Below are 19,546 nucleotides of genomic sequence, written 5' to 3'. Positions count from 1 at the left end.
TTTGATGCGTCTTTTTTTGTTTAGGTTCTTTCATTGAAAAAAAATCATATTTTTTAATTATGCAACCAAAAAGTTGCGTATATTTGCAACTGATTAGTTGCGAATTTATACTCAGAAAAATGAAAAGAGATATTTTTCAAGCTATTGCCGATCCGACGAGAAGAGCAATATTAGTTTTGATTTCTTCTACTGCATTAACACCAAATGCTATTGCAGAGCAGTTTCAAACTACAAGACAGGCGGTTTCTAAACACATTAAAATACTAAATGAATGTGATTTATTGGAAGAAAAAAAATTGGGTAGAGAAATTTATTATCAGCTCAAAATTGAAAAAATGAAAGAAGTTGATGAATGGCTAGAGCAGTTTAAAGCAATTTGGGAACAGCGTTTTAGCCAATTGGATCAAGTATTACTAAACTTAAAAGCTAAAGAAAATGAAAACTGATTTATTAATGAATTTTTCTGTAGATAAGGAAAATAAAACTGTAAATGTAAAACGCGAATTCGACGCGCCATTGTCTAACGTTTGGTCTGCTTGGACAGAACCTGAAATTTTAGATTTATGGTGGGCGCCGGCTCCTTTTGTATCTAAAACCAAAACAATGGAGTTTAAAGAAGGCGGAAAAAGATTATATGCCATGGTTGGTCCAGACGGTACAGAACGTTGGAGTTATTTTGAGTATTCTTCTATTTCTCCGAAAACTAACTTTAAACATTCTGCTACTTTTTCTGATGCAGAAGGAAATCCGAATTCAGAATTTGCTAGTTCGTATTGGGATATCACTTTTTCTGAACAAAACGGTTCTACAATTGTTGACATCGTGATTAGACGTGACAGTTTTGAAGAATTGCAAAAAATAATTGAAATGGGCTTTAGAGAAGGTTTTACTTCGGCAATGCAAGGTTTGGACAAAATCTTAGCAGAAAAATAAACCAATCTAATTAACGATTTACAACTTAAAATCTAAAGAAAATGAAATCAAATCTTTTAATGAATTTTACTGTAGACAAAGAAAATAAAACTGTAAATGTAAAACGCGAATTTAATGCTTCATTGCCACAAGTATGGTCGGCTTGGACAGAACCTCAAATTCTAGATTTGTGGTGGGCGCCAGCTCCGTGGAAATCAAAAACAAAAAGCATGAATTTTGAAGAAGGCGGACGACGATTGTATGCAATGGTTGGCCCTGAAGGTGAAGAACATTGGGCTATTGCCGATTATACTTCAATAAATCCGAAGACAAACGTAAAATGGCTAGATGCTTTTAGCGACAGCGAAGGAAACTTAAACGAAGAATTTCCGCGTTCTGACTGGGACGTTACTTTCTCTGAAAAAGATGGTTCTACTTTTGTTGATGTCGTAATCAAGCACGAAAAATTATCCGATCTGGAAATGATTATTCAAATGGGATTCAAAGAAGGTTTTACCATTGCTATGGAAGGTTTGGATGCTATTTTTGCAGAAAAAGTAAAATAATCATCCAATTACATATAAAAGGCCAAAACAAAAGAAGAATTTACTGATATTAAAATTGTATTTTCGTTTTACATAAACATTTTTACTTTACTATCAATGAACAAATTTTTTGCCTTGGCCTTTTTACTTTTTTCTTCGACTTTAGCATTCAGCCAAAAGAATAAAACAAAAACCATAGAAACTTCAAAGCCTTTTGTGCTTGGCGTAATTGACGAAATTCAATCAAAAGAATTAAACGAAAAAAGAATTCTCAATATTTATCTTCCCGAAGGCTATAATCCTGCTGAAGCAACAAAATACCCTGTAATTTATTTATTGGACGGTTCTGCCGATGAAGATTTTATTCATATTTCTGGATTAGTTCAGTTTAATAGTTTTGAATGGATTAATCAGGTTCCAAAATCAATTGTTGTAGGAATTGCAACTGTCGACAGAAAGAGAGATTTCACTTTTCCAACTACTATCGAAAAAGACAAAACCCGTTTTCCTACAACAGGGCATTCTGATCAGTTTATTGCTTTTATCGAAAAAGAATTACAGCCTTTTATTGAAAAAAAATACAAAACCAACGATTCTAAAACTATCATCGGACAGTCTCTTGGCGGGTTGTTAGGAACTGAAATCCTGCTTAAAAAACCAACTCTTTTTAATAAATACGTTATTATAAGTCCGAGCTTATGGTGGAATAATGGTTCTTTGTTAGATTTGGATTCTGAAATGCTGAAAGAAAATTTTAAACAGCCAACCGAAATTTATGTTGCTGTTGGAAAAGAAGGATTGGCTCCAACTGCAATTCCGCATGTTATGGAAGTTGATGCCAATTTACTTGCAGAAAAACTAAAAGGATCTAAAAGCAAAAATGTAAAAACTTACTTCGATTATTTCCCAGAAGAAAATCATGGTTCAATTCTGCATACAGCAGTTTTTAATTCTTTCAAATTCTTTTATCCTAAAAACAAGGAATAATATTTTTTTGTAAAATGTGAAATGTAAAACTTGTCATTTCACATTTTACATACAACAATTCTATCCAAGCCATCCTTCTCTATCCAAACTTCTATATTGAATAGCTTCGGCAATATGAGACGAAACAATATTTTCGGAATAATCTAAATCGGCTATTGTTCTTGAAACTTTCAAAATTCTATCATAAGCCCTCGCGGAAAGATTCAATCGTTCCATTGCAGTTTTTAGCAGTTCTTTTGAAGGTTCGTCTAAAACACAAAATTCTCGAATGAGTTTACTGCTCATTTGCGCATTGTAATGAACATTTTCTACCGTTTCAAATCGTTTGGTCTGAATTTCTCTAGCTGCTGTAACTCGTTTGCGAATTTCTACACTGCTTTCTGCTTTTCTTTCATCAGCCAATTTCTCAAAAGGAACAGGAGTAACTTCTATATGAATATCAATTCGATCCAATAATGGTCCAGAAATTTTACTCATATAACGTTGCATTTCCTGTGGAGAAGAAGTATTTGGCACGCTCGGATCGTTAAAGAATCCGCTTGGACTTGGATTCATACTTGCTACCAGCATAAAAGACGAAGGATAAGTAATGGTAAACTTAGCTCTCGAAATAGTTACTTCGCGATCTTCTAACGGCTGACGCATCACTTCTAAAACATCACGTTTAAATTCTGGCAATTCATCTAAAAACAAAACACCATTGTGCGCCATCGAAATTTCCCCAGGCTGAGGATAGCTTCCGCCACCAACCAAAGCAACATTAGAAATAGTATGATGTGGACTTCTAAATGGTCTCTGATTCATTAATCCGACTTCCTTTAACTTTCCTGCAACACTATGAATTTTAGTGGTTTCTAAGGCTTCACGCAAAGTCATTGGTGGTAAAATACTCGGAACACGTTTTGCTAACATTGTTTTTCCTGCTCCCGGCGGACCAATTAAAATGATATTATGTCCGCCCGCCGCCGCAATTTCCATACAGCGTTTAATGCTTTCTTGCCCACGCACGTCTGAAAAATCATGCTCGGGAAAATCTAATGTTTTATAAAATTCTGCTCTTGTATCAATAACTGTTGGCTCTAGCGTTCCTTTTCCTTTAAAAAAATCAATTATTTCCTGAAGATTGGAAACTCCATACACATCTAAACCTGCTACAATTGCAGCTTCTTTTACATTTTGAATCGGAAGAAAAAACCCTTTATAGCCTTCTTCTTTCGCTTTTATAGCAATTGGCAATGCTCCGCGAATAGGCTGCAAACTCCCATCGAGAGAAAGTTCTCCCATAATAATATATCGCTCTATTTCTGGAGCTTTAATCTGGTCTGAACCGACTAAAATTCCCATTGCCAAAGTTAGATCATAAGAAGAACCTTCTTTTCTAAGATCAGCAGGTGCCATATTGATTGTGATTTTCTTTCCTGGAAGACTGTAACCATTATTTTTAAGAGCAGCAGCGATTCTATAACTGCTCTCTTTTATGGCATTATCTGGAAGCCCAACCAAATGATAGCCAATTCCTTTATCCATATGAACCTCAACTGTAATTGTTGTGGCCTTGACTCCAAAAACGGCACTTCCGTAAACTTTTACTAACATAAATAAATTCTTATAAAAAAGTAAAAGTATTTAATTAAATGCGAGTAAAAAATATAAAATGTAAATATTTTACTACTTTAAATTCATAACTTTCTTTCATCTGCTAATTTTTTTCATACTCAATTATGAGATTCAAATAAATTAGCTACAAGAATTACCTGTTGAAAAGAAAATCATTTATATAATGCCGTAATGATTTGTAGCAAAATTTGCTTTTTTTACTTTGACATAAGTTTTATTTAGGAAGACTGATATCTGATTTTTTTTCACCTGTAAAGGCACAAAAAATATTTATCGGATGAAAAAAAAAGAGGTCTAAATAACCTCTTTTTTCAATAATTTAAAACCAATTCCAAATTTTATACCATCTTTTTCTCCTTTCGATTTCTTTTTCTACCACTTCATTGGCTTTTTCAATCTCTTTAATTTTTTCATCAGCTTTGTCTTTCTTCTCCTTGTTTAGCGTTTGAATTCTTTGAGTTTCTTTTGTTTTTTCATTCGGATCTAAACTTACAGTAGTATTAAGTTTTGCTAATGCATTTGCTGTAACTTTATCAGCTCTATCTTTGTCTGCCTTTAAAGCATTTTTCATTTCTTCATTACTATTCGCTAATTTTCTTAATTCACCATCTGTTGTCTTCGTTGCAGGTTTATCTGTTTCTAATTTATTAAAACTAATATTTATACCAATCCCTAACCATAGTTTCTCATTATATTTCCAATTAACGCTTTGGTCTTTCTTTCCTAAAAAATCACCACCAACAAAAAAACCCAAATTTGCACGAGATGTAAACTTGAAAACTCCTCCTGCACTAAGTGTTAATGCAGATGCTGTTCGAGGTTCTGTTACGTTACTATTGATTTTATCTAAGGAGATGGTAGATAAACCAATTCCAACAGATGCATCGAACCAAGATAATTGGCTTTGTCTCGTACCAAAACCAACTACAAGATTAGCAAGTAGTGAAAGGTTAGTTTCAAAATCAAAATTATCAGTCCCAAAACCTCTAAGCTTAAATGGAATTGTATAAAGACCTACTTCTGTGCTTTTGTATCTTCGATATCTTTGTTGCGTATAATTTGTAAAGTTATCTACTGATATTCCATATAAATCATAACTTGATTCAGGATCAGTTCGAAAGTAAATATATTTGTCTTTTTGATTTAAACTTTGAATAACAACAGAAGTATTTTTCTGCATTTCAAAATTGAAAATTGTATCAATTACTTCCTCTTTTGAAGTGTTTTTAATTTGTCCATATTTTTTAAATGTATATCGACCATTAACAAAGATTTCAATTGGAGGTTCTTTAGAGCTTGTAAAAACTTGAGTAAAGCCACGAGTAGCCATAAAAATTAACAGTAGGAGTAAAATTCTTTTCATAATTAGATATTTTTAGTTTTTGGATGGCTAAAATTATGAAAGCAATTCCTGTTAATAACAAGTACAAATACTGTTTTTCAATGCCATAAAAAATTCTCCTTATCGCAAATAAAAAACATTATCTAAAAGAACATTAGACAAATAATCTCTAATATGCTACCAAGTCATTTCAATAGCATTAATTCTATCTTGCAATGCATTATATAAGTTTTCTTGTATTACCATTAAATCTTGATATTCTGCATTAGCATTGAAATCTTTTATGCCATTAGATTTAAGCAATTTTCTTAAATCTTTTCTTTCCATAGCATTAAAATCATAAGCCGCTTTTAAATCAGCAATGTTTAAGTCTTCCATTTTTACAATATTCATTTATTATTGTTTTAATTATAAACATATAAAAAATAAAATCTACCCTAATATTAAAAAGGCAGCATAATTTGATTTTTAATCACCTCCACAATACTACTCAACTCCAAACAATTCTGATGTGACCAAAGTTTGCTCTCAATTTCATTATTCAAAATACAATTCTGGCATTCTATAATTTCATGAGAATATCCTTTTCCTAAAGTTGATAAAGTAAAAGTAGCTTCTTTTTCTTCATTTTTAAATAGAGAATAACCATCGGCAATAAACCACGGAGCGTTTAATTCTATTTGACCTTTTGTTCCTGAAATAACCGCTTTCATATCAGATTCCGAAACTATTGAAGCATGCAAAACTGATTGGGCTGCTTCGTATTGCAAAATCATCGAAGTTTGCAGATCAATATCATTTTTATGTTTGATTGCTTTTGCCACAATCTCTTTTGGTTTTCCTAATACTATATAAGACAGAAATAAAGGATAAACGCCAATATCAAATAAAGCTCCTCCGCCTAGTTCTTTATCAAAAAGTCTTTTGTTTTCTTTTTCACTTCCATGAAAGGCAAAATCGGCTTTTATATAATTTACTTTACCGATTGCTCCTTTATTGATTTTTTGCAAAACATCTTGAACTGATGGAATAAATCGAGTCCAAAAAGCTTCCATAAAAAACGTATTGTGCTTTTTGGAAGCTTCAATCATTCTTTCGGCATCTTTGTAAGATAGCGCCATTGGCTTTTCGCATAAAACATGTTTTCCTTTCTCTAACGCTTTTATGGATAATTCGGCATGCGAATTATGAGGAGTTGCGATATACACAATCTCAACTTCTGGATCTTCAAAAAGCAAATCATAAGAATTATACATTCTTAATGCATTGAATTTTCCGCCAAATTCCTCTGCTTTAGAAAAATCTCTAGAAGCAACTGCTGTCAGTTCAGCATTTTCAATCAATAATAAATCTGATGCAAACTGACTTGCAATATTTCCCAATCCTACTATTCCCCACTTAATACTTCTATTTTTCATCCTTAAATTATAATCATCAAAATTGTTAAAATGATTCAAAAAAATCCTTTACAACCAACTCTAGACGTTTTTTAAACAACAAATATCTATTATCCTACAAAAAATAGCAATCAATTACCCTAAAAATTATCAAAATTGAGGGTAAGTGAAAAAAAAATGTTGTCAAATTGTAAATTTTAAGTTTGTTTTAAGAAATTCACGCAAAATGATAGGGGTTAAATTTTAAATTTAACAAAAATTAAACATGTAACCCTATTTTTTTAGGGGGTATTAAATGATTTTATACTTTTATAAAAAATTTAAAACTAAATAACTATGCGAAAAATTATTTTAAGTGTGATTCTTATCACGATTTTGGTACTAACCTTTATTTCAAATTTTATTATTGCAGACAACCCAATTCCTGCAGAAGCTGTAAAATTTGATACTGGAGATACTGCCTGGATGATCGTTGCAACTGCTTTTGTATTGTTAATGACACCTGGATTAGGATTTTTCTACGGAGGTATGGTAGGTAAGAAAAACGTAATTAGTACTATGCTTCAAAGTTTTATGGCAATGGTAATTGTTACTATTCTATGGACAGTTGTTGCTTTTGGATTGGCTTTTGGACCAACAATTGGTGGAATTATAGGAAACCCATCTCAGAATTTATTCTTTGCAGGAGTTGGAACTAACACAGCTTGGAGTCTTGCACCAACAATTCCATTTATTTTATTCGCATTATTTCAGGCAAAATTCGCCATCATTACTCCTGCATTAATTACAGGTGCTTTTGCAGAACGTATTCGTTTCTGGGCTTATCTGTTATTCATGGTTTTATTCATTATTTTAATATATGCTCCTCTTGCTCATATGACATGGCACCCTGATGGAGTTTTCTTCAAAATGGGAGTTCTGGACTTCGCCGGAGGAACAGTAGTGCATATGAGCGCTGGATGGGCTGCTTTGGCTGGAGCTATGTTCTTAGGAAAAAGAAAAGTTCAAAAAGTTAATCCTGCTAGAATTACTTATGTATTATTAGGAACAGGTTTACTTTGGTTCGGATGGTTTGGCTTTAACGCTGGATCTGCTTTAGGAGCAAATGGTCTTGCTGCTCAAGCTTTAGGAACAACAACTGTTGCTGCCGCTGCCGCTGCTATGGCTTGGGTTTTCCTTGATAAAATTTTAGGACATAAATTATCTGCTCTAGGAGCTTGTATCGGAGCTGTTGTTGGTCTTGTTGCTATTACACCTGCTGCTGGTTTCGTAAGTATTCCTCACGCAATCTTCATTGGTTTATTCTCTGCAATTGTAAGTAATATTGTAGTAAGCAAATTCCCTAAAGGAAAAATCGATGATGCTCTTGATGTATTTGCTTGTCACGGTGTTGGCGGTATGGTAGGTATGCTTTTAACTGGAGTTTTCGCTTCAAAAGCAGTTAATCCTGCAGTTGGAGATAATCAAGGTTTAATCTTCGGAACTCCAACATTGTTCATTAACCAATTAACTGCTTTAGTGATTGTTTCAATCTTTGCCTTTGTAGCTTCTTACGCTTTATTCTTCATTGTAAACAAAATTACTCCTCTAAGAGTTACTGAAGAAAAAGAAGAACTAGGATTAGACATCTCTCAACACGGAGAATTCTTATAAAAACAAATTCCCTTTCTCACATTACTTGATAAATAAAAAAGCACTCTAAATTTGACTTAGAGTGCTTTTTGCTTTTTGAATTAAAATCAAACCTTTTTATTTTTATATATTACTTTTTTTTGATTAAAACGAAAGAGAGCCAATGAACGAGAAAAAATAAACGAGACATAATATGCACAAAAAGATAATTATTAACCAAGATCTAAAAATCTCAGACTTTGTAATCGATTCATCATCTCCTTTTTCTCGACGTGTCTTTACATTATCTTTACTAGCTAAATACCATAAAAACGCAACTAACCCAAATGCTCCACTTATTATTAAATCTAAAAAAATAGAAAACTTCATTATTTAAAATTAGCAATTCCTTCTTTTAGCCATTCTAAATATTCATCAGCGTTTACGTAGCTAATTGTCGGTTTAGAAGCATTCATATTTTTTCCTTCCAAATCTGTAATAACATATAAAGGCTGTGTATTGGTTTTATATTTTGAGATCATAAAATCTGTCCATTTATCTCCAACTGTAATAATTTTATCTCCAGCGGCAGTTGTAAATTGCTCTTCTTTTGGCAATTCACGTTTATCATCAACATAAAGAGAAATTAAAACCACATCATTTTTTAGAATTGGTAAAATTGCAGGTTCAGACCAAACGTTATTTTCCATTTTTCTGCAGTTTACACAAGCATAGCCTGTAAAATCTAGCATGATTGGTTTGTTGATTTGCTTTGCATAAGCTAAACCATCTTCGTAATCGTGAAAAACCATAATTCCGTGCGGACCTAATTCTGCTCCTTCAGGCAAACCTTTCCCTGCTTCTGAAGAAACTGCTCCATTTCCTGATCCTCCAACTCCAAACGGACTTTCACTATATTGCGGAGGAGGCGGGAATGCACTAATTAACTTTAAAGGTGCTCCCCAAAGTCCAGGAATTAAATACATTGTAAATACTAAAGTTAGTAATCCTAAATACAATCGTCCAACAGAAATATGGTGTGTTGGACTATCATGAGGCAATGTAATTTTTCCGAATAAATATAAGGTCAAAGCTCCAAAAATAGCAATCCAGATTGCGATGAAAACTTCTCTTTCTAAGAAATGTAATTGTAAAACCAAATCTGCATTTGATAAGAATTTAAATGCTAATGCTAATTCTAAAAACCCTAAAACAACTTTTACCGTATTTAACCATCCTCCAGATTTTGGCAACGAATTTAACCAACCTGGAAACATGGCAAATAACATAAACGGAAGTGCTAATGCCAACGAGAAACCTAACATTCCAACAATTGGAGCAATTCCTCCGTTTGATGCCGCTTCAACTAATAAAGTTCCAACAATTGGCCCTGTACAAGAGAATGACACAATTGCCAAAGCCAGAGCCATAAATAATATTCCGATTAAACCGCCTTTATCAGCTTGTTGATCTGCTTTGTTTGCCCATGAATTAGGAAGCATGATTTCGAAAGCTCCCAAAAATGAAGTAGCAAAAATAATTAAGATAACGAAGAAAATCAAGTTAAACCAAACATCTGTAGACAAAGCGTTTAAGGCATCTGCACCAAATATTTTAGTTACAATAAGACCTAAAATTACATAAATAGCAATAATAGAAAATCCGTAGATAATCGCATTTCTAATTCCTTTTGCACGGCTTTTACTTTGTTTAGTAAAGAAACTCACTGTCATCGGGATCATCGGGAAAACGCAAGGAGTCAGCAATGCTGCAAATCCTGATAAAAAAGCAATGAAAAAGATTGAAAACAAACTTCTTGCTGGCGCTGGCGCAGGAGTTTCTTCTTCAGCAGCTTCTGCTGTCTTTTCAACTTTTGGCTGGACTGCTTCTTCTTTTTTAACAGTATCAACAGCCAATCCAACCACTTTGGTTTCATCAGCTTTAGCTTCAGTTACAACTGGCATTTCATCTATTTTAAAAGTCGAAGGCACTGCAATCGAGAATTTCTTGTTCGAATTGATGCATACTTCTTTACAAACCTGAAAATCAAAATCTACATCAACCGTTTTTAAGTTCGGATTTATAATTTTTATTTCTTGCTCAATGTGTGCTTTCCCTTCAAAGAAAGTTTCATCTACACCAAAAACATCATTGTAAGCTGTTCTGGTTTTACCTTCTTTAGCTTTTCCAACTAGTTCGTAATTTCCTTTTTGATTTTTAAAAGTTATTTCTAATGCCAAAGGTCCGCCGTCTGGAGTAAATTGCGAATACATATGCCAGTCTTTTTCGATTGTTCCATCAAAAATTAAAACTGCATTGTTTCCTTTTTTCTCAATTTTAGAAGTCCATTTTACGGGTTCTAATATTTGTGCATTACCTTTTGCAAAAGCAAAGAAAAACACGAACAGTAAAATGGTTTTAGTCCAAATATTTTTTGACAAATTTGTCTGAAGATTTTGAGTAAAGTTCATTATTGTAATTCTATTTTTAGTATTTGATTTGTGGTTTTCTCTATTTTAAAACGTTCGTCCTGTCTTATTCCAACAACCCAAACGATTTCATTTTCAGAACATAAAATCCAAGTTTTTTCTTTTTCAATTAATGATAATTTTTCGTCTTTAAAAAGCTTGCTAACTTTTTTAGATTTTCCTCTCATTCCAAAAGGCTGAAAAACATCTCCTTCTTTCCATTTACGTAAAATCAAAGGAAAGCGGATTTTATCGGAATCGACAAATATAACCTTATTTGAACCGAATGTTGTGTGACCAACGTTACAAAGACTCATTTTTAAGGGAAAATTAACTTCTGTCTCGTTTTCGCCAATTTCATATTCGCTTTCTTCTGGCATTTCAGAAAATGGACTTAAGATGAGCGTTTCTCTATTTTTTAGCAATCTAAATTCCTCCGAAAGAACTTGTTTTCCTGATTGTCCTTCAACTAAATCATAAATATCATTCCATGCTGTAAAACCAAATTCATTAAGCCATTGATACAAATACGATTTATAATTCGGAAGTTTTTTTAGCTGATTTAAATCGAAATGAATGTCATCACCTGCTTCTTTTGCAACCTGCTGATAAATCATAATCGACGCGTCTTCAACCATTTCTTTTGACTCTTGAAGAAATGACTGTGTCTTTTGAAAAGCATCTAAGAAATTAGGATTAATTTCTTTTAAAATCGGAACCAAATTATGACGGATTTTATTTCGCAAATATTTAGTAGAAGCATTACTGCTGTCTTCACGCCATTCTATCTTATTCTCTTCTGCATATTTCAAAATTTCTTCTCTAGAAAAAGGCAGAAGCGGACGAATAATTTTATCGTTTTGTTCTGGAATTCCAGTTAAACCCTCTAATCCTGTTCCGCGAGTTAAATTGATAATAAAAGTTTCCAAATTATCATCGGCATGATGTGCTGTGAGAATATAATCGAAGTTTTCTTTTTCCAAAAGTTCATAAAACCAACTGTAGCGAAGTTCTCTTGCAGCAACTTGAGTTGATAATTTATAATCTTTCGCAAAAGCTTCAGTATCAAAATGAGTGGTAAAAATCGAGATATTATTCTGATCGCAATAGTTTTGAATAAATTCCTGATCTCCAAAACTTTCCAATCCGCGAAGTTGAAAATTGCAATGTAAAACAGCAATCTCAAAAGGCATTTTACTTAATAAATGTAATAAAACCATACTGTCTAACCCGCCACTCACAGCCAAAAAAAGCTTTTTCTGTGCTAAAAAGGGAAACCTTGAAACGATATGATTTTGAAATTTTGAAAACATCTGATAAAAGTAAAAAATTAAATTCGATCTATTTTTAAACGAAATGTTAAGCGAATATATTTTTGCTACGAATTCCACGAATTCCACAAATTTTTTTTTGCTAAATTCTATAAAATAGCCACAGATTAAAAGGATTAAAATGATTAAAAAATCTGTGCGAATCTTTTTAATCTGTGGCAAAAAAAAAAATAATTCGTGCAAATTTGTGCAATTGGTGGCGAATAAAAATTACTGCAAAACTTCGTGCATTGCTTTTGCCTTTAGCAAACATTCTTCGTATTCTTTTTCTGGAACTGAAAGCGATGTTATGGCGCTTCCAACCGAAAATGAAACATATTTATTTTCTTGATTGTATAAAATACTTCTGATTACAACATTAAAATCAAAATCGCCAACAGGTGTAAAATAGCCAACTGCGCCACTGTATAATCCTCTTTTGGTTTCTTCTAGATTCTCCACAATTTCCATTACAGAAATCTTTGGCGCACCTGTCATACTTCCCATCGGAAAGGTTGTTTTTAAAACGTCTACCGGAGAATATTGCGAATCTAATCTTGAAGTAATTGTAGAAATCATTTGGTGCACTTGCAGAAAAGAATAGATTCCGCAGAGTTCTTCAACCACAACCGAACCTTTTTGTGCTGTATGCGATAAATCATTTCGAACCAAATCAGTTATCATGATATTTTCTGCTCGTTCTTTGGCATCTGAAACTAAAATATTTTTCGACTTTTCATCTTCAATTGGATCAGAAAAACGTTTAGAAGTTCCTTTTATTGGCTGAGAAATGATCTTATCTCCTTCTTTTTTTAAATAGCGTTCTGGCGATGCAGAAAGCAGATAGTTTTTATAGTTTTTAAAGAAAACCGAAAAAGGCGGTTGCGAAATCTCATTAAGCTTCTGAAATTTTTCTAACGGATTAATAACTGCATTTTCGGCATAAAATTCCATACAGAAATTCGCTTCATACATATCTCCAATATGTATATGTTCCAGCATTTTATTCACTTTCTGAACATATAATTCTTTAGAAATGCGTTGGTGAATATTTAGCTTTTCTTTACTTTCAACTTTCGACTTTCGACTTTCGACTATTTCATTAAAATCCTCTTCAAGTTCGTCATCGCAAAACATTAAATATTGTATTTCAAGTTCATTTCCTCTCAGAATAAAAATCTTTTTAGGCTGAAAGAAAAACAAATCAGGAAAATGTAAACCATCAAAATTGTTCGATTGAAGTTTTTCGACATCATTCTTTAAATCATAAGAAAGGTATCCAAAAAGCCAGTCTTTTGTATTTTGCTGATATTGTTTTAAATCTTCAAAAGCATTGTAATAATCTGTTTGTAAAGAAGTAAATGCATCTACTGCCAATATGCAGTCAAAATTGGAATACTGCTGCGGATAAGAATTGCTGTCTAAAAAAACGACTTCGCGAAATTGCTGCGCCCAACTTAAAAGCTGCTCTTTAAACAGTTTTGGATTGGCAATATTTTTATGAATGGAAACTCTCAAAAATGGTAATTTTAAAGGTCAAAATTACGACAAAATTCTGTCATTAGCGGAAAGCAAAAAAAATAATCTAACGATTTGAATTACATTACAAAACTGTTAAAAAGACATTTATTTTATAAGAAAAAATTCGTTATATTTGATATACAATTAGATTAATCCTAAAACAGCCCTAATTTGATTGTAAAATCCTTAAAAAAGAATCTCAAAAAAAAATAATCTGCGATTCTATTTTGAGCTTTTAGACTGCATCTTTTCCAATGACTTAATTATATTTTTTAACCCTAAAAAAATCCTAAGTATTATGAAAATTGCCACAATTATTGTCCGTGTTTTAATTGGCCTTTTGTTGCTTTTTGCCTCTATCAGTTATTTTTTCCATCTAATGCCTGAGCCAGAAACTACAGGAGATTTTAAAGCCTTTAATGTTGGTTTAATGGCTTCTACGTATTTAATGCCTCTAGCAAAATCTATCGAATTACTTTGCGGAATTGCATTTGTAACTGGGCGTTATGTAACTTTAGCAAACATTTTGATCTTACCAATTACGGTAAATATTTTGTTTATCAATTATTTCCTAACACCTAACGGTCTGCCAATTGCAGCGCTACTATTTCTAGGAAATTTATTTTTGATTTACAGATACTGGGATAATTATAAAAGTGTTTTTACTGCGTAAATCATTTTTAAATAAAAACAAAAAAGCCTGTCAGATTTTATCCGACAGGCTTTTTTGTTTTAATTCATCTTATCGTGTTTCACCCAAACTAAATCGGTTACTTTATATCCAATTTCCTGAGCTTTGATAAGAAAATCTGCTTTGATACTTTCAGGAATTGTTTTTTCTCTAGAAAGTATCCACATGTATTTTAAACTTTCTCCAGCCACAAGCGCGTATTTATAATCTGTATCGATTGCTACGACATTGTAACCAGAATAAAAAGGACCAAAAAATGAGACTTTCAGCATACCAATATTGTCCTTTTTGACAAATTTAGCTTTCCCGACACTTTGTTCCCATTTGTCTTTTTTGACATCATAGCCCTTATTATCGACTTTTATTGTATTATCCTCGTTTAAAGAATACTCGGCAGTTACATTGTTCAAATCTCTTTCCCATTTGTAATCTAATCTGGCAATTTCATACCATTTTCCGAGATATTTTTTGCTGTCAAAGTTTGTTACAGCTTTTGCATTTTTTGGAATTCCGCCTCCACAAGAGTACAATGCGATTCCTATTCCTGCTCCAATTAGAATTGGAGCGATATATTTACTTTTCATAGCACTATCTTTTTAATAATCATAAAGATAGTTCCATAAATACACATCTAATTTACAAAATTTTTGTTCAAGTTTACATTTTTAAGAAGCAAAAAAAGCAACAGAATTCGAAATTTTTAAAAAGATCCCGTTACATGAGCTACAAAGCATTAAATTTGAGCGATAATCAATAACACAAAAATGAGAATCCATTTATTACTATTTTTTATTTTTTTTTCTTTTACCTGCCAATCTCAAACTATACAAACAGTAGATTCTTTAAATAACGAAATATGCAAGTCATTAATTCAAAATAAAATTTTAAACGATGAGATAAGACTTAATAGCATTAACAAATCTCATGTAATGCCTTTTTTGGCAAAATTTAAAGATACGATAGCGCAACGTGAAGCCTTTGAAAAAATGATCTATCGCCTGCAAAAAAACTGTAATGAATTTAATGCAATTTTCCCTAAAGACTCTACACAAAATGGATGGGGAATGCAAAATGAAAAACCTTTGGATCACATTTCAAAAGAACAATGCAATAGTTTTGACGAATGTAAAAAATTCTATTATTGGGAGGAAAGAGAAAAAAAAGTAGAAGTTACTATAAATGGAAATTTTTGGATAGAAAAATTTAGCGACAACACGTTTTCTAAACTTTTCTATAAAAAAAGAGGCAATTGTGAATTTGAACTTGAATTTATTGAAAGTAACAATTTGTCACGAAAAAACCTAAGTGTAAAGGGCGATAAATATCGATATAAAATTTATGATGAAGCAAAAAACGTTTATAGTGTTTATTCCAAAAACAAAGAAACTTATTATACTTTCAAATTAATTAAAGAATAAAAAAAACCGTCAGAGTAAATTCTGACGGTTTTTCTTTATTGTTTAACGTAAAAATTATACGTGTAAAGCTCTATTTTCTGTAGCTGCCAATGCTGCTTCTTTTACCGCTTCCGCGAAAGTTGGGTGTGCGTGGCTCATTCTTGAAATATCTTCAGCAGAAGCTTTAAATTCCATTGCAGTAACCGCTTCAGCAATTAAATCTGCTGTACGAGCACCAATCATGTGAACACCTAAAACCTCATCTGTTTTTTCGTCAGCCAAGATTTTTACAAATCCATCTAAGTCAGCACTTGCTCTTGCACGTCCTAAAGCTTTGAATGGGAAACTTCCAGATTTATATTTCACTCCAGCAGCTTTCAATTGCTCCTCAGTTTGCCCAACTGCAGCAACTTCTGGCCAAGTGTAAACTACACCAGGAATTAAGTTGTAATCGATGTGTGGTTTTTGACCCGCTAAGATTTCAGCAACCATTACTCCTTCTTCTTCTGCTTTGTGCGCTAACATTGCTCCACGAACAACGTCACCAATTGCGTAGATATTTGGAGTACTAGTTTGCAAATGATCGTTTACCTCAACTTGTCCTCTTTCTGAAATTTTTACTCCAGCTTTGTCAGCATTTAATCCGTCTGTGTAAGGACGACGACCAACAGAAACTAATGAATAATCTCCTTCAAGAGTGATTGTTTCTCCTTTTGCGTTTTCAGCTTGAACTACAACAGCATCGCCGTTTCTTTCAACCGATTTTACTTTGTGAGAAACGTAAAATTTCATTCCTTGTTTTTTCAATACTTTAGTCAATTCTTTAGAAAGAGCTCCGTCCATTCCAGGAATGATTCTGTCCATGAATTCAACCACAGAAACCTGAGCGCCTAAACGAAGGTAAACTTGTCCAAGCTCGATTCCGATAACTCCACCACCAATGATTACTAAGTGTTTTGGAACTTCTTTTAAAGCTAAGGCTTCAGTAGAAGTGATGATTCTTTCTTTATCAATTTTAATAAACGGCAAAGAAGATGGTTTTGATCCTGTAGCAATTACAGTATATTTTGCTTCGATAGTTTCTGAAGTTCCGTCAGCTTTAGCAACAGCAATATGAGTTGCATCTACGAAAGAACCTAAACCATTGAAAACAGTAATTTTATTTTTATCCATTAAGTAGTTAATTCCACCTACGGTTTGATCTACAACAGCTTGTTTACGCGCAATCATTTTCTCTAAATTGATTTTTACATCACCAGAAACTTCGATTCCGTGATCTGCAAAATGAGCAATTTCTGAATAGTGGTGAGAAGATGATAATAATGCTTTTGAAGGAATACAACCTACGTTAAGGCAAGTTCCTCCTAATGAATTATATTTTTCTACAATAGCAGTTTTGAAACCTAATTGTGCGCAACGAATTGCTGATACATATCCGCCAGGACCTGAACCTATAATGACTACGTCAAATGAACTCATAGTTTATCTTTTTATTTTAAGCGTCACAAATTTAAGGAATAAAGTTCTTTTTGAAGTTTAATTTTCAATGTTTTTTGCGTGAAATTTTGGGTTGCAGTTTTACCGCAAAGAGCGATAAGAATTACGCGAAGATCGCTAAGTTTTTTGTTTTTAATCTCGTAAAGGTGTGATGTCGCAAAGTTTTTTAAAGGCAAAGATAACAATGTACTAATTGTCATTTCGACGAAGGAGAAATCTCCGCGAGAAGCTCTACAAAGATTTGGACTCTCTTTACGGAGTTACTTACGAGGATTTCTCCTTCGTCGAAATGACATAAAATGAGAACAAAACCTGAACCCAAAAAACTTAGAACCTTAGTACCTCTAAAACGAAATCACCGTCGAATTCTTCACTTCACTAATCATAAACATACTTTGCGTACTTCCTATATGCTGTAATGAAGTTAGTTTTGTGACTAGAAACTCTCTGTAAGCTTCCATATCTTTTACCAAGACTTTCAATATATAATCATAATCTCCACTTACGTGATGGCATTCAAGAACTTCGTTTAATTTGATGACTTCGCTTTCAAATTTCGTCAGAAATTCTTTGGTGTGTTGAATGAGTTTTAAATGACAGAAAACCACAAATCCCTTTTCGATTTTAGATTTATCAACTAAAGCCACATAGCTTTTTATTATTCCTTCTCGTTCTAGTTTTTTGATTCGTTCGTAAACTGCTGTTACTGACAAATTGAGTTTTAAAGACAATTCTTTATTGGTCTTTTTACTGTCGGTTTGAAGCAGAACGAGGAGTTTTTTATCGATTTCGTCAAGAATCATATCTATTGTTTTTGAAGATGAAAGAAAATCTACAGAATTGCATTTTACAACTCAAATTTAGATTAAAAATCAACATAAAATCATTTTTATAGTTTTAAAATCTATAAAAATAACTACTTATTGACATTTTTTCTAATTAAACTTTTCTTTGACTAAAAATCCAACAGAAACGATTTAAAACTTGAAACAAAAAACTAACTATAATGAAAGATTTTAAACCAGCAGATAAAATTCAGGATCTACAATATTTTGGCGAATTTGGCGGAGTAAATCCGTCGATTTCAGATTCTTCGACTTATACTTTTTTATCGGCAAAAACCATGTTTGATACTTTTGAAGGCAATATGGAAGGCTGTTATTTGTATTCGCGCCATTCTTCGCCAAGTAATTTATATCTGGATCAAGCTTTGGCAGCAATGGAAGGAACAGAAACAGCAAATGTTTCGGCTTCAGGAATGGGCGCTATTACTCCTACTCTATTACAATTGTGTGGTGCCGGAGATCATATTGTTTCGAGCCGAACGATTTATGGCGGAACTTATGCTTTTTTAAAGAATTTTACACCTCGCTTCGGAATTGAAACGAGCTTTGTTGATATTACAAAACTCGATGTTGTTGAAGCTGCGATAACGTCAAAAACTAAAGTTTTGTATTGCGAAACAGTGAGCAATCCGTTATTAGAAGTGGCAGATATTAGCGGTTTGGCTAAAATTGCTAAGAAACACAATTTGAAATTGGTTGTAGATAATACTTTTTCGCCTTTATCGGTTTCTCCTGCAAAATTGGGTGCAGATATTGTAATTCATAGTTTGACAAAATATATTAATGGAAGCAGTGATACTGTTGGCGGTGTAACTTGTGCATCTAAAGAATTTATTAATTCATTGAAAAATGTAAATTCTGGCGCGAGCATGCTTCTAGGTCCAACAATGGATAGTTTGCGTTCGGCAAGTGTGATGAAAAACTTGAGAACACTTCATATTCGCATCAAACAGCATAGTCACAATGCGCATTATTTGGCTGACCAATTTGAAAAAGATGGTTTAAAAACGGTTTATCCTGGATTGAAAAGTCACCCGAGTCATGAATTGTACAAAACAATGATTAATCCAGAATATGGTTTTGGCGGAATGCTGACAATTGATGTTGGTTCTTTAGAAAAAGCCAATGAATTAATGGAGTTAATGCAAGAACGAAATCTAGGTTATCTAGCGGTAAGTTTAGGTTTTTACAAAACTTTATTTAGTGCGCCAGGAACTTCAACTTCGAGTGAAATTCCGTTAGAAGAACAAAAAGAAATGGGATTAACTGATGGTTTGATTCGCTTTTCTATTGGTTTGGATAACGATATTCAACGCACTTACGAAATGATGAAAGCTTGCATGAAAGAGCTTGGAGTCTTATAAAAACGAAACATTTCTCTATAAATAAATTTGCACGATTTTTTA

At 32.8% G+C, this 19,546-nt stretch carries 18 protein-coding genes; 8 read left to right on the top strand and 10 right to left on the bottom strand.

The genetic code is table 11. From position 1 onward, the window contains the following. The first annotated feature begins 119 nt into the window (after positions 1-119). The 4 genes from JC605_RS14035 (at position 120) to JC605_RS14020 (ending at position 2,444) form a co-directional block, all read left to right on the top strand. Entirely contained in the window at positions 120-446 is a 327-nt protein-coding gene (locus JC605_RS14035; protein WP_198856796.1) for a helix-turn-helix transcriptional regulator, read from the top strand. Further along, positions 436-933, top strand: coding sequence for an SRPBCC domain-containing protein (locus JC605_RS14030; RefSeq protein WP_198856795.1), 498 nt, complete (start codon positions 436-438; stop codon positions 931-933). Before JC605_RS14035 ends, JC605_RS14030 begins: the two co-directional genes overlap by 11 nt. 41 nt (positions 934-974) lie before the next feature. Next, on the top strand, positions 975-1,478 hold the full coding sequence (locus tag JC605_RS14025) for an SRPBCC domain-containing protein (RefSeq protein WP_198856794.1): 504 nt from the start codon (positions 975-977) through the stop codon (positions 1,476-1,478). Positions 1,479-1,574: 96 nt separating this feature from the next. After that, on the top strand, positions 1,575-2,444 hold the full coding sequence (locus JC605_RS14020) for an alpha/beta hydrolase (RefSeq protein WP_198856793.1): 870 nt from the start codon (positions 1,575-1,577) through the stop codon (positions 2,442-2,444). 60 nt (positions 2,445-2,504) lie between these two features. On the opposite strand, the gene JC605_RS14015 is transcribed toward JC605_RS14020, so the two are convergent. The 4 genes from JC605_RS14015 to JC605_RS14000 form a co-directional block, all read right to left on the bottom strand. Further along, positions 2,505-4,040: a YifB family Mg chelatase-like AAA ATPase gene (locus tag JC605_RS14015; protein ID WP_198856792.1), complete on the bottom strand. Its 1,536-nt coding sequence runs from the start codon at positions 4,038-4,040 to the stop codon at positions 2,505-2,507. 340 nt (positions 4,041-4,380) lie between these two features. Then, positions 4,381-5,424: a hypothetical protein gene (locus tag JC605_RS14010; protein ID WP_198856791.1), complete on the bottom strand. Its 1,044-nt coding sequence runs from the start codon at positions 5,422-5,424 to the stop codon at positions 4,381-4,383. 156 nt (positions 5,425-5,580) lie between these two features. After that, complete coding sequence (locus JC605_RS14005) at positions 5,581-5,796, bottom strand: hypothetical protein (protein ID WP_198856790.1); 216 nt, start codon at positions 5,794-5,796, stop codon at positions 5,581-5,583. 50 nt (positions 5,797-5,846) lie between these two features. Beyond that, positions 5,847-6,821 carry a Gfo/Idh/MocA family protein gene (locus tag JC605_RS14000; RefSeq protein WP_198856789.1) on the bottom strand — a complete coding sequence of 325 codons (975 nt, stop codon included), beginning with the start codon at positions 6,819-6,821 and terminating at the stop codon, positions 5,847-5,849. Positions 6,822-7,136: 315 nt separating this feature from the next. Here JC605_RS14000 and JC605_RS13995 point away from each other — a divergent pair, with 315 nt between their 5' ends. Further along, positions 7,137-8,453: an ammonium transporter gene (locus tag JC605_RS13995; protein ID WP_198856788.1), complete on the top strand. Its 1,317-nt coding sequence runs from the start codon at positions 7,137-7,139 to the stop codon at positions 8,451-8,453. A 347-nt stretch (positions 8,454-8,800) separates the two neighbouring features. Here the strand turns inward: JC605_RS13995 and JC605_RS13990 are convergent, their stop codons facing one another. From JC605_RS13990 to JC605_RS13980, 3 genes are all read right to left on the bottom strand, one after another. Beyond that, the gene (locus JC605_RS13990; RefSeq protein WP_198856787.1) at positions 8,801-10,882 is read right to left on the bottom strand and encodes a thioredoxin family protein; all 2,082 of its coding nucleotides are present in this window, start codon (positions 10,880-10,882) and stop codon (positions 8,801-8,803) included. Then, the gene (gene tilS, locus JC605_RS13985) at positions 10,882-12,192 is read right to left on the bottom strand and encodes a tRNA lysidine(34) synthetase TilS (RefSeq protein WP_198856786.1); all 1,311 of its coding nucleotides are present in this window, start codon (positions 12,190-12,192) and stop codon (positions 10,882-10,884) included. Before tilS ends, JC605_RS13990 begins: the two co-directional genes overlap by 1 nt. A 228-nt stretch (positions 12,193-12,420) precedes the next feature. Beyond that, a complete protein-coding gene (locus tag JC605_RS13980) occupies positions 12,421-13,707 on the bottom strand; it encodes an anthranilate synthase component I family protein (RefSeq protein ID WP_198856785.1) in 1,287 nt (428 codons plus the stop codon). 301 nt (positions 13,708-14,008) lie between these two features. Between JC605_RS13980 and JC605_RS13975 the strand changes: the two genes are divergently transcribed. Beyond that, complete coding sequence (locus JC605_RS13975; RefSeq protein ID WP_198856784.1) at positions 14,009-14,383, top strand: DoxX family membrane protein; 375 nt, start codon at positions 14,009-14,011, stop codon at positions 14,381-14,383. A 59-nt stretch (positions 14,384-14,442) separates the two neighbouring features. Here the strand turns inward: JC605_RS13975 and JC605_RS13970 are convergent, their stop codons facing one another. Then, on the bottom strand, positions 14,443-14,985 hold the full coding sequence (locus JC605_RS13970; RefSeq protein WP_198856783.1) for a lipocalin family protein: 543 nt from the start codon (positions 14,983-14,985) through the stop codon (positions 14,443-14,445). Between the two features lie 345 nt (positions 14,986-15,330). On the opposite strand from JC605_RS13970, the gene JC605_RS13965 reads away from it, so the two are divergent. Next, positions 15,331-15,819 carry a hypothetical protein gene (locus JC605_RS13965; protein WP_198856782.1) on the top strand — a complete coding sequence of 163 codons (489 nt, stop codon included), beginning with the start codon at positions 15,331-15,333 and terminating at the stop codon, positions 15,817-15,819. 54 nt (positions 15,820-15,873) lie between these two features. Here JC605_RS13965 and lpdA read toward each other — a convergent pair whose 3' ends face one another. Further along, a complete protein-coding gene (gene lpdA, locus JC605_RS13960; protein ID WP_198856781.1) occupies positions 15,874-17,277 on the bottom strand; it encodes a dihydrolipoyl dehydrogenase in 1,404 nt (467 codons plus the stop codon). A 362-nt stretch (positions 17,278-17,639) separates the two neighbouring features. Next, positions 17,640-18,098 (bottom strand): Lrp/AsnC family transcriptional regulator, encoded by a 459-nt coding sequence (locus JC605_RS13955; protein ID WP_198856780.1) that lies wholly within the window; start codon positions 18,096-18,098, stop codon positions 17,640-17,642. Between the two features lie 203 nt (positions 18,099-18,301). On the opposite strand from JC605_RS13955, the gene JC605_RS13950 reads away from it, so the two are divergent. Beyond that, positions 18,302-19,504: an aminotransferase class I/II-fold pyridoxal phosphate-dependent enzyme gene (locus JC605_RS13950; RefSeq protein WP_198856779.1), complete on the top strand. Its 1,203-nt coding sequence runs from the start codon at positions 18,302-18,304 to the stop codon at positions 19,502-19,504. The last annotated feature ends 42 nt before the right edge of the window (positions 19,505-19,546 follow it).

The organism is Flavobacterium sp. IB48 (assembly GCF_016405855.1).
Taxonomy (GTDB): Bacteria; Bacteroidota; Bacteroidia; order Flavobacteriales; family Flavobacteriaceae; genus Flavobacterium; species Flavobacterium ginsengisoli.
This window is presented reverse-complemented; position numbering and strand designations above follow the sequence as displayed.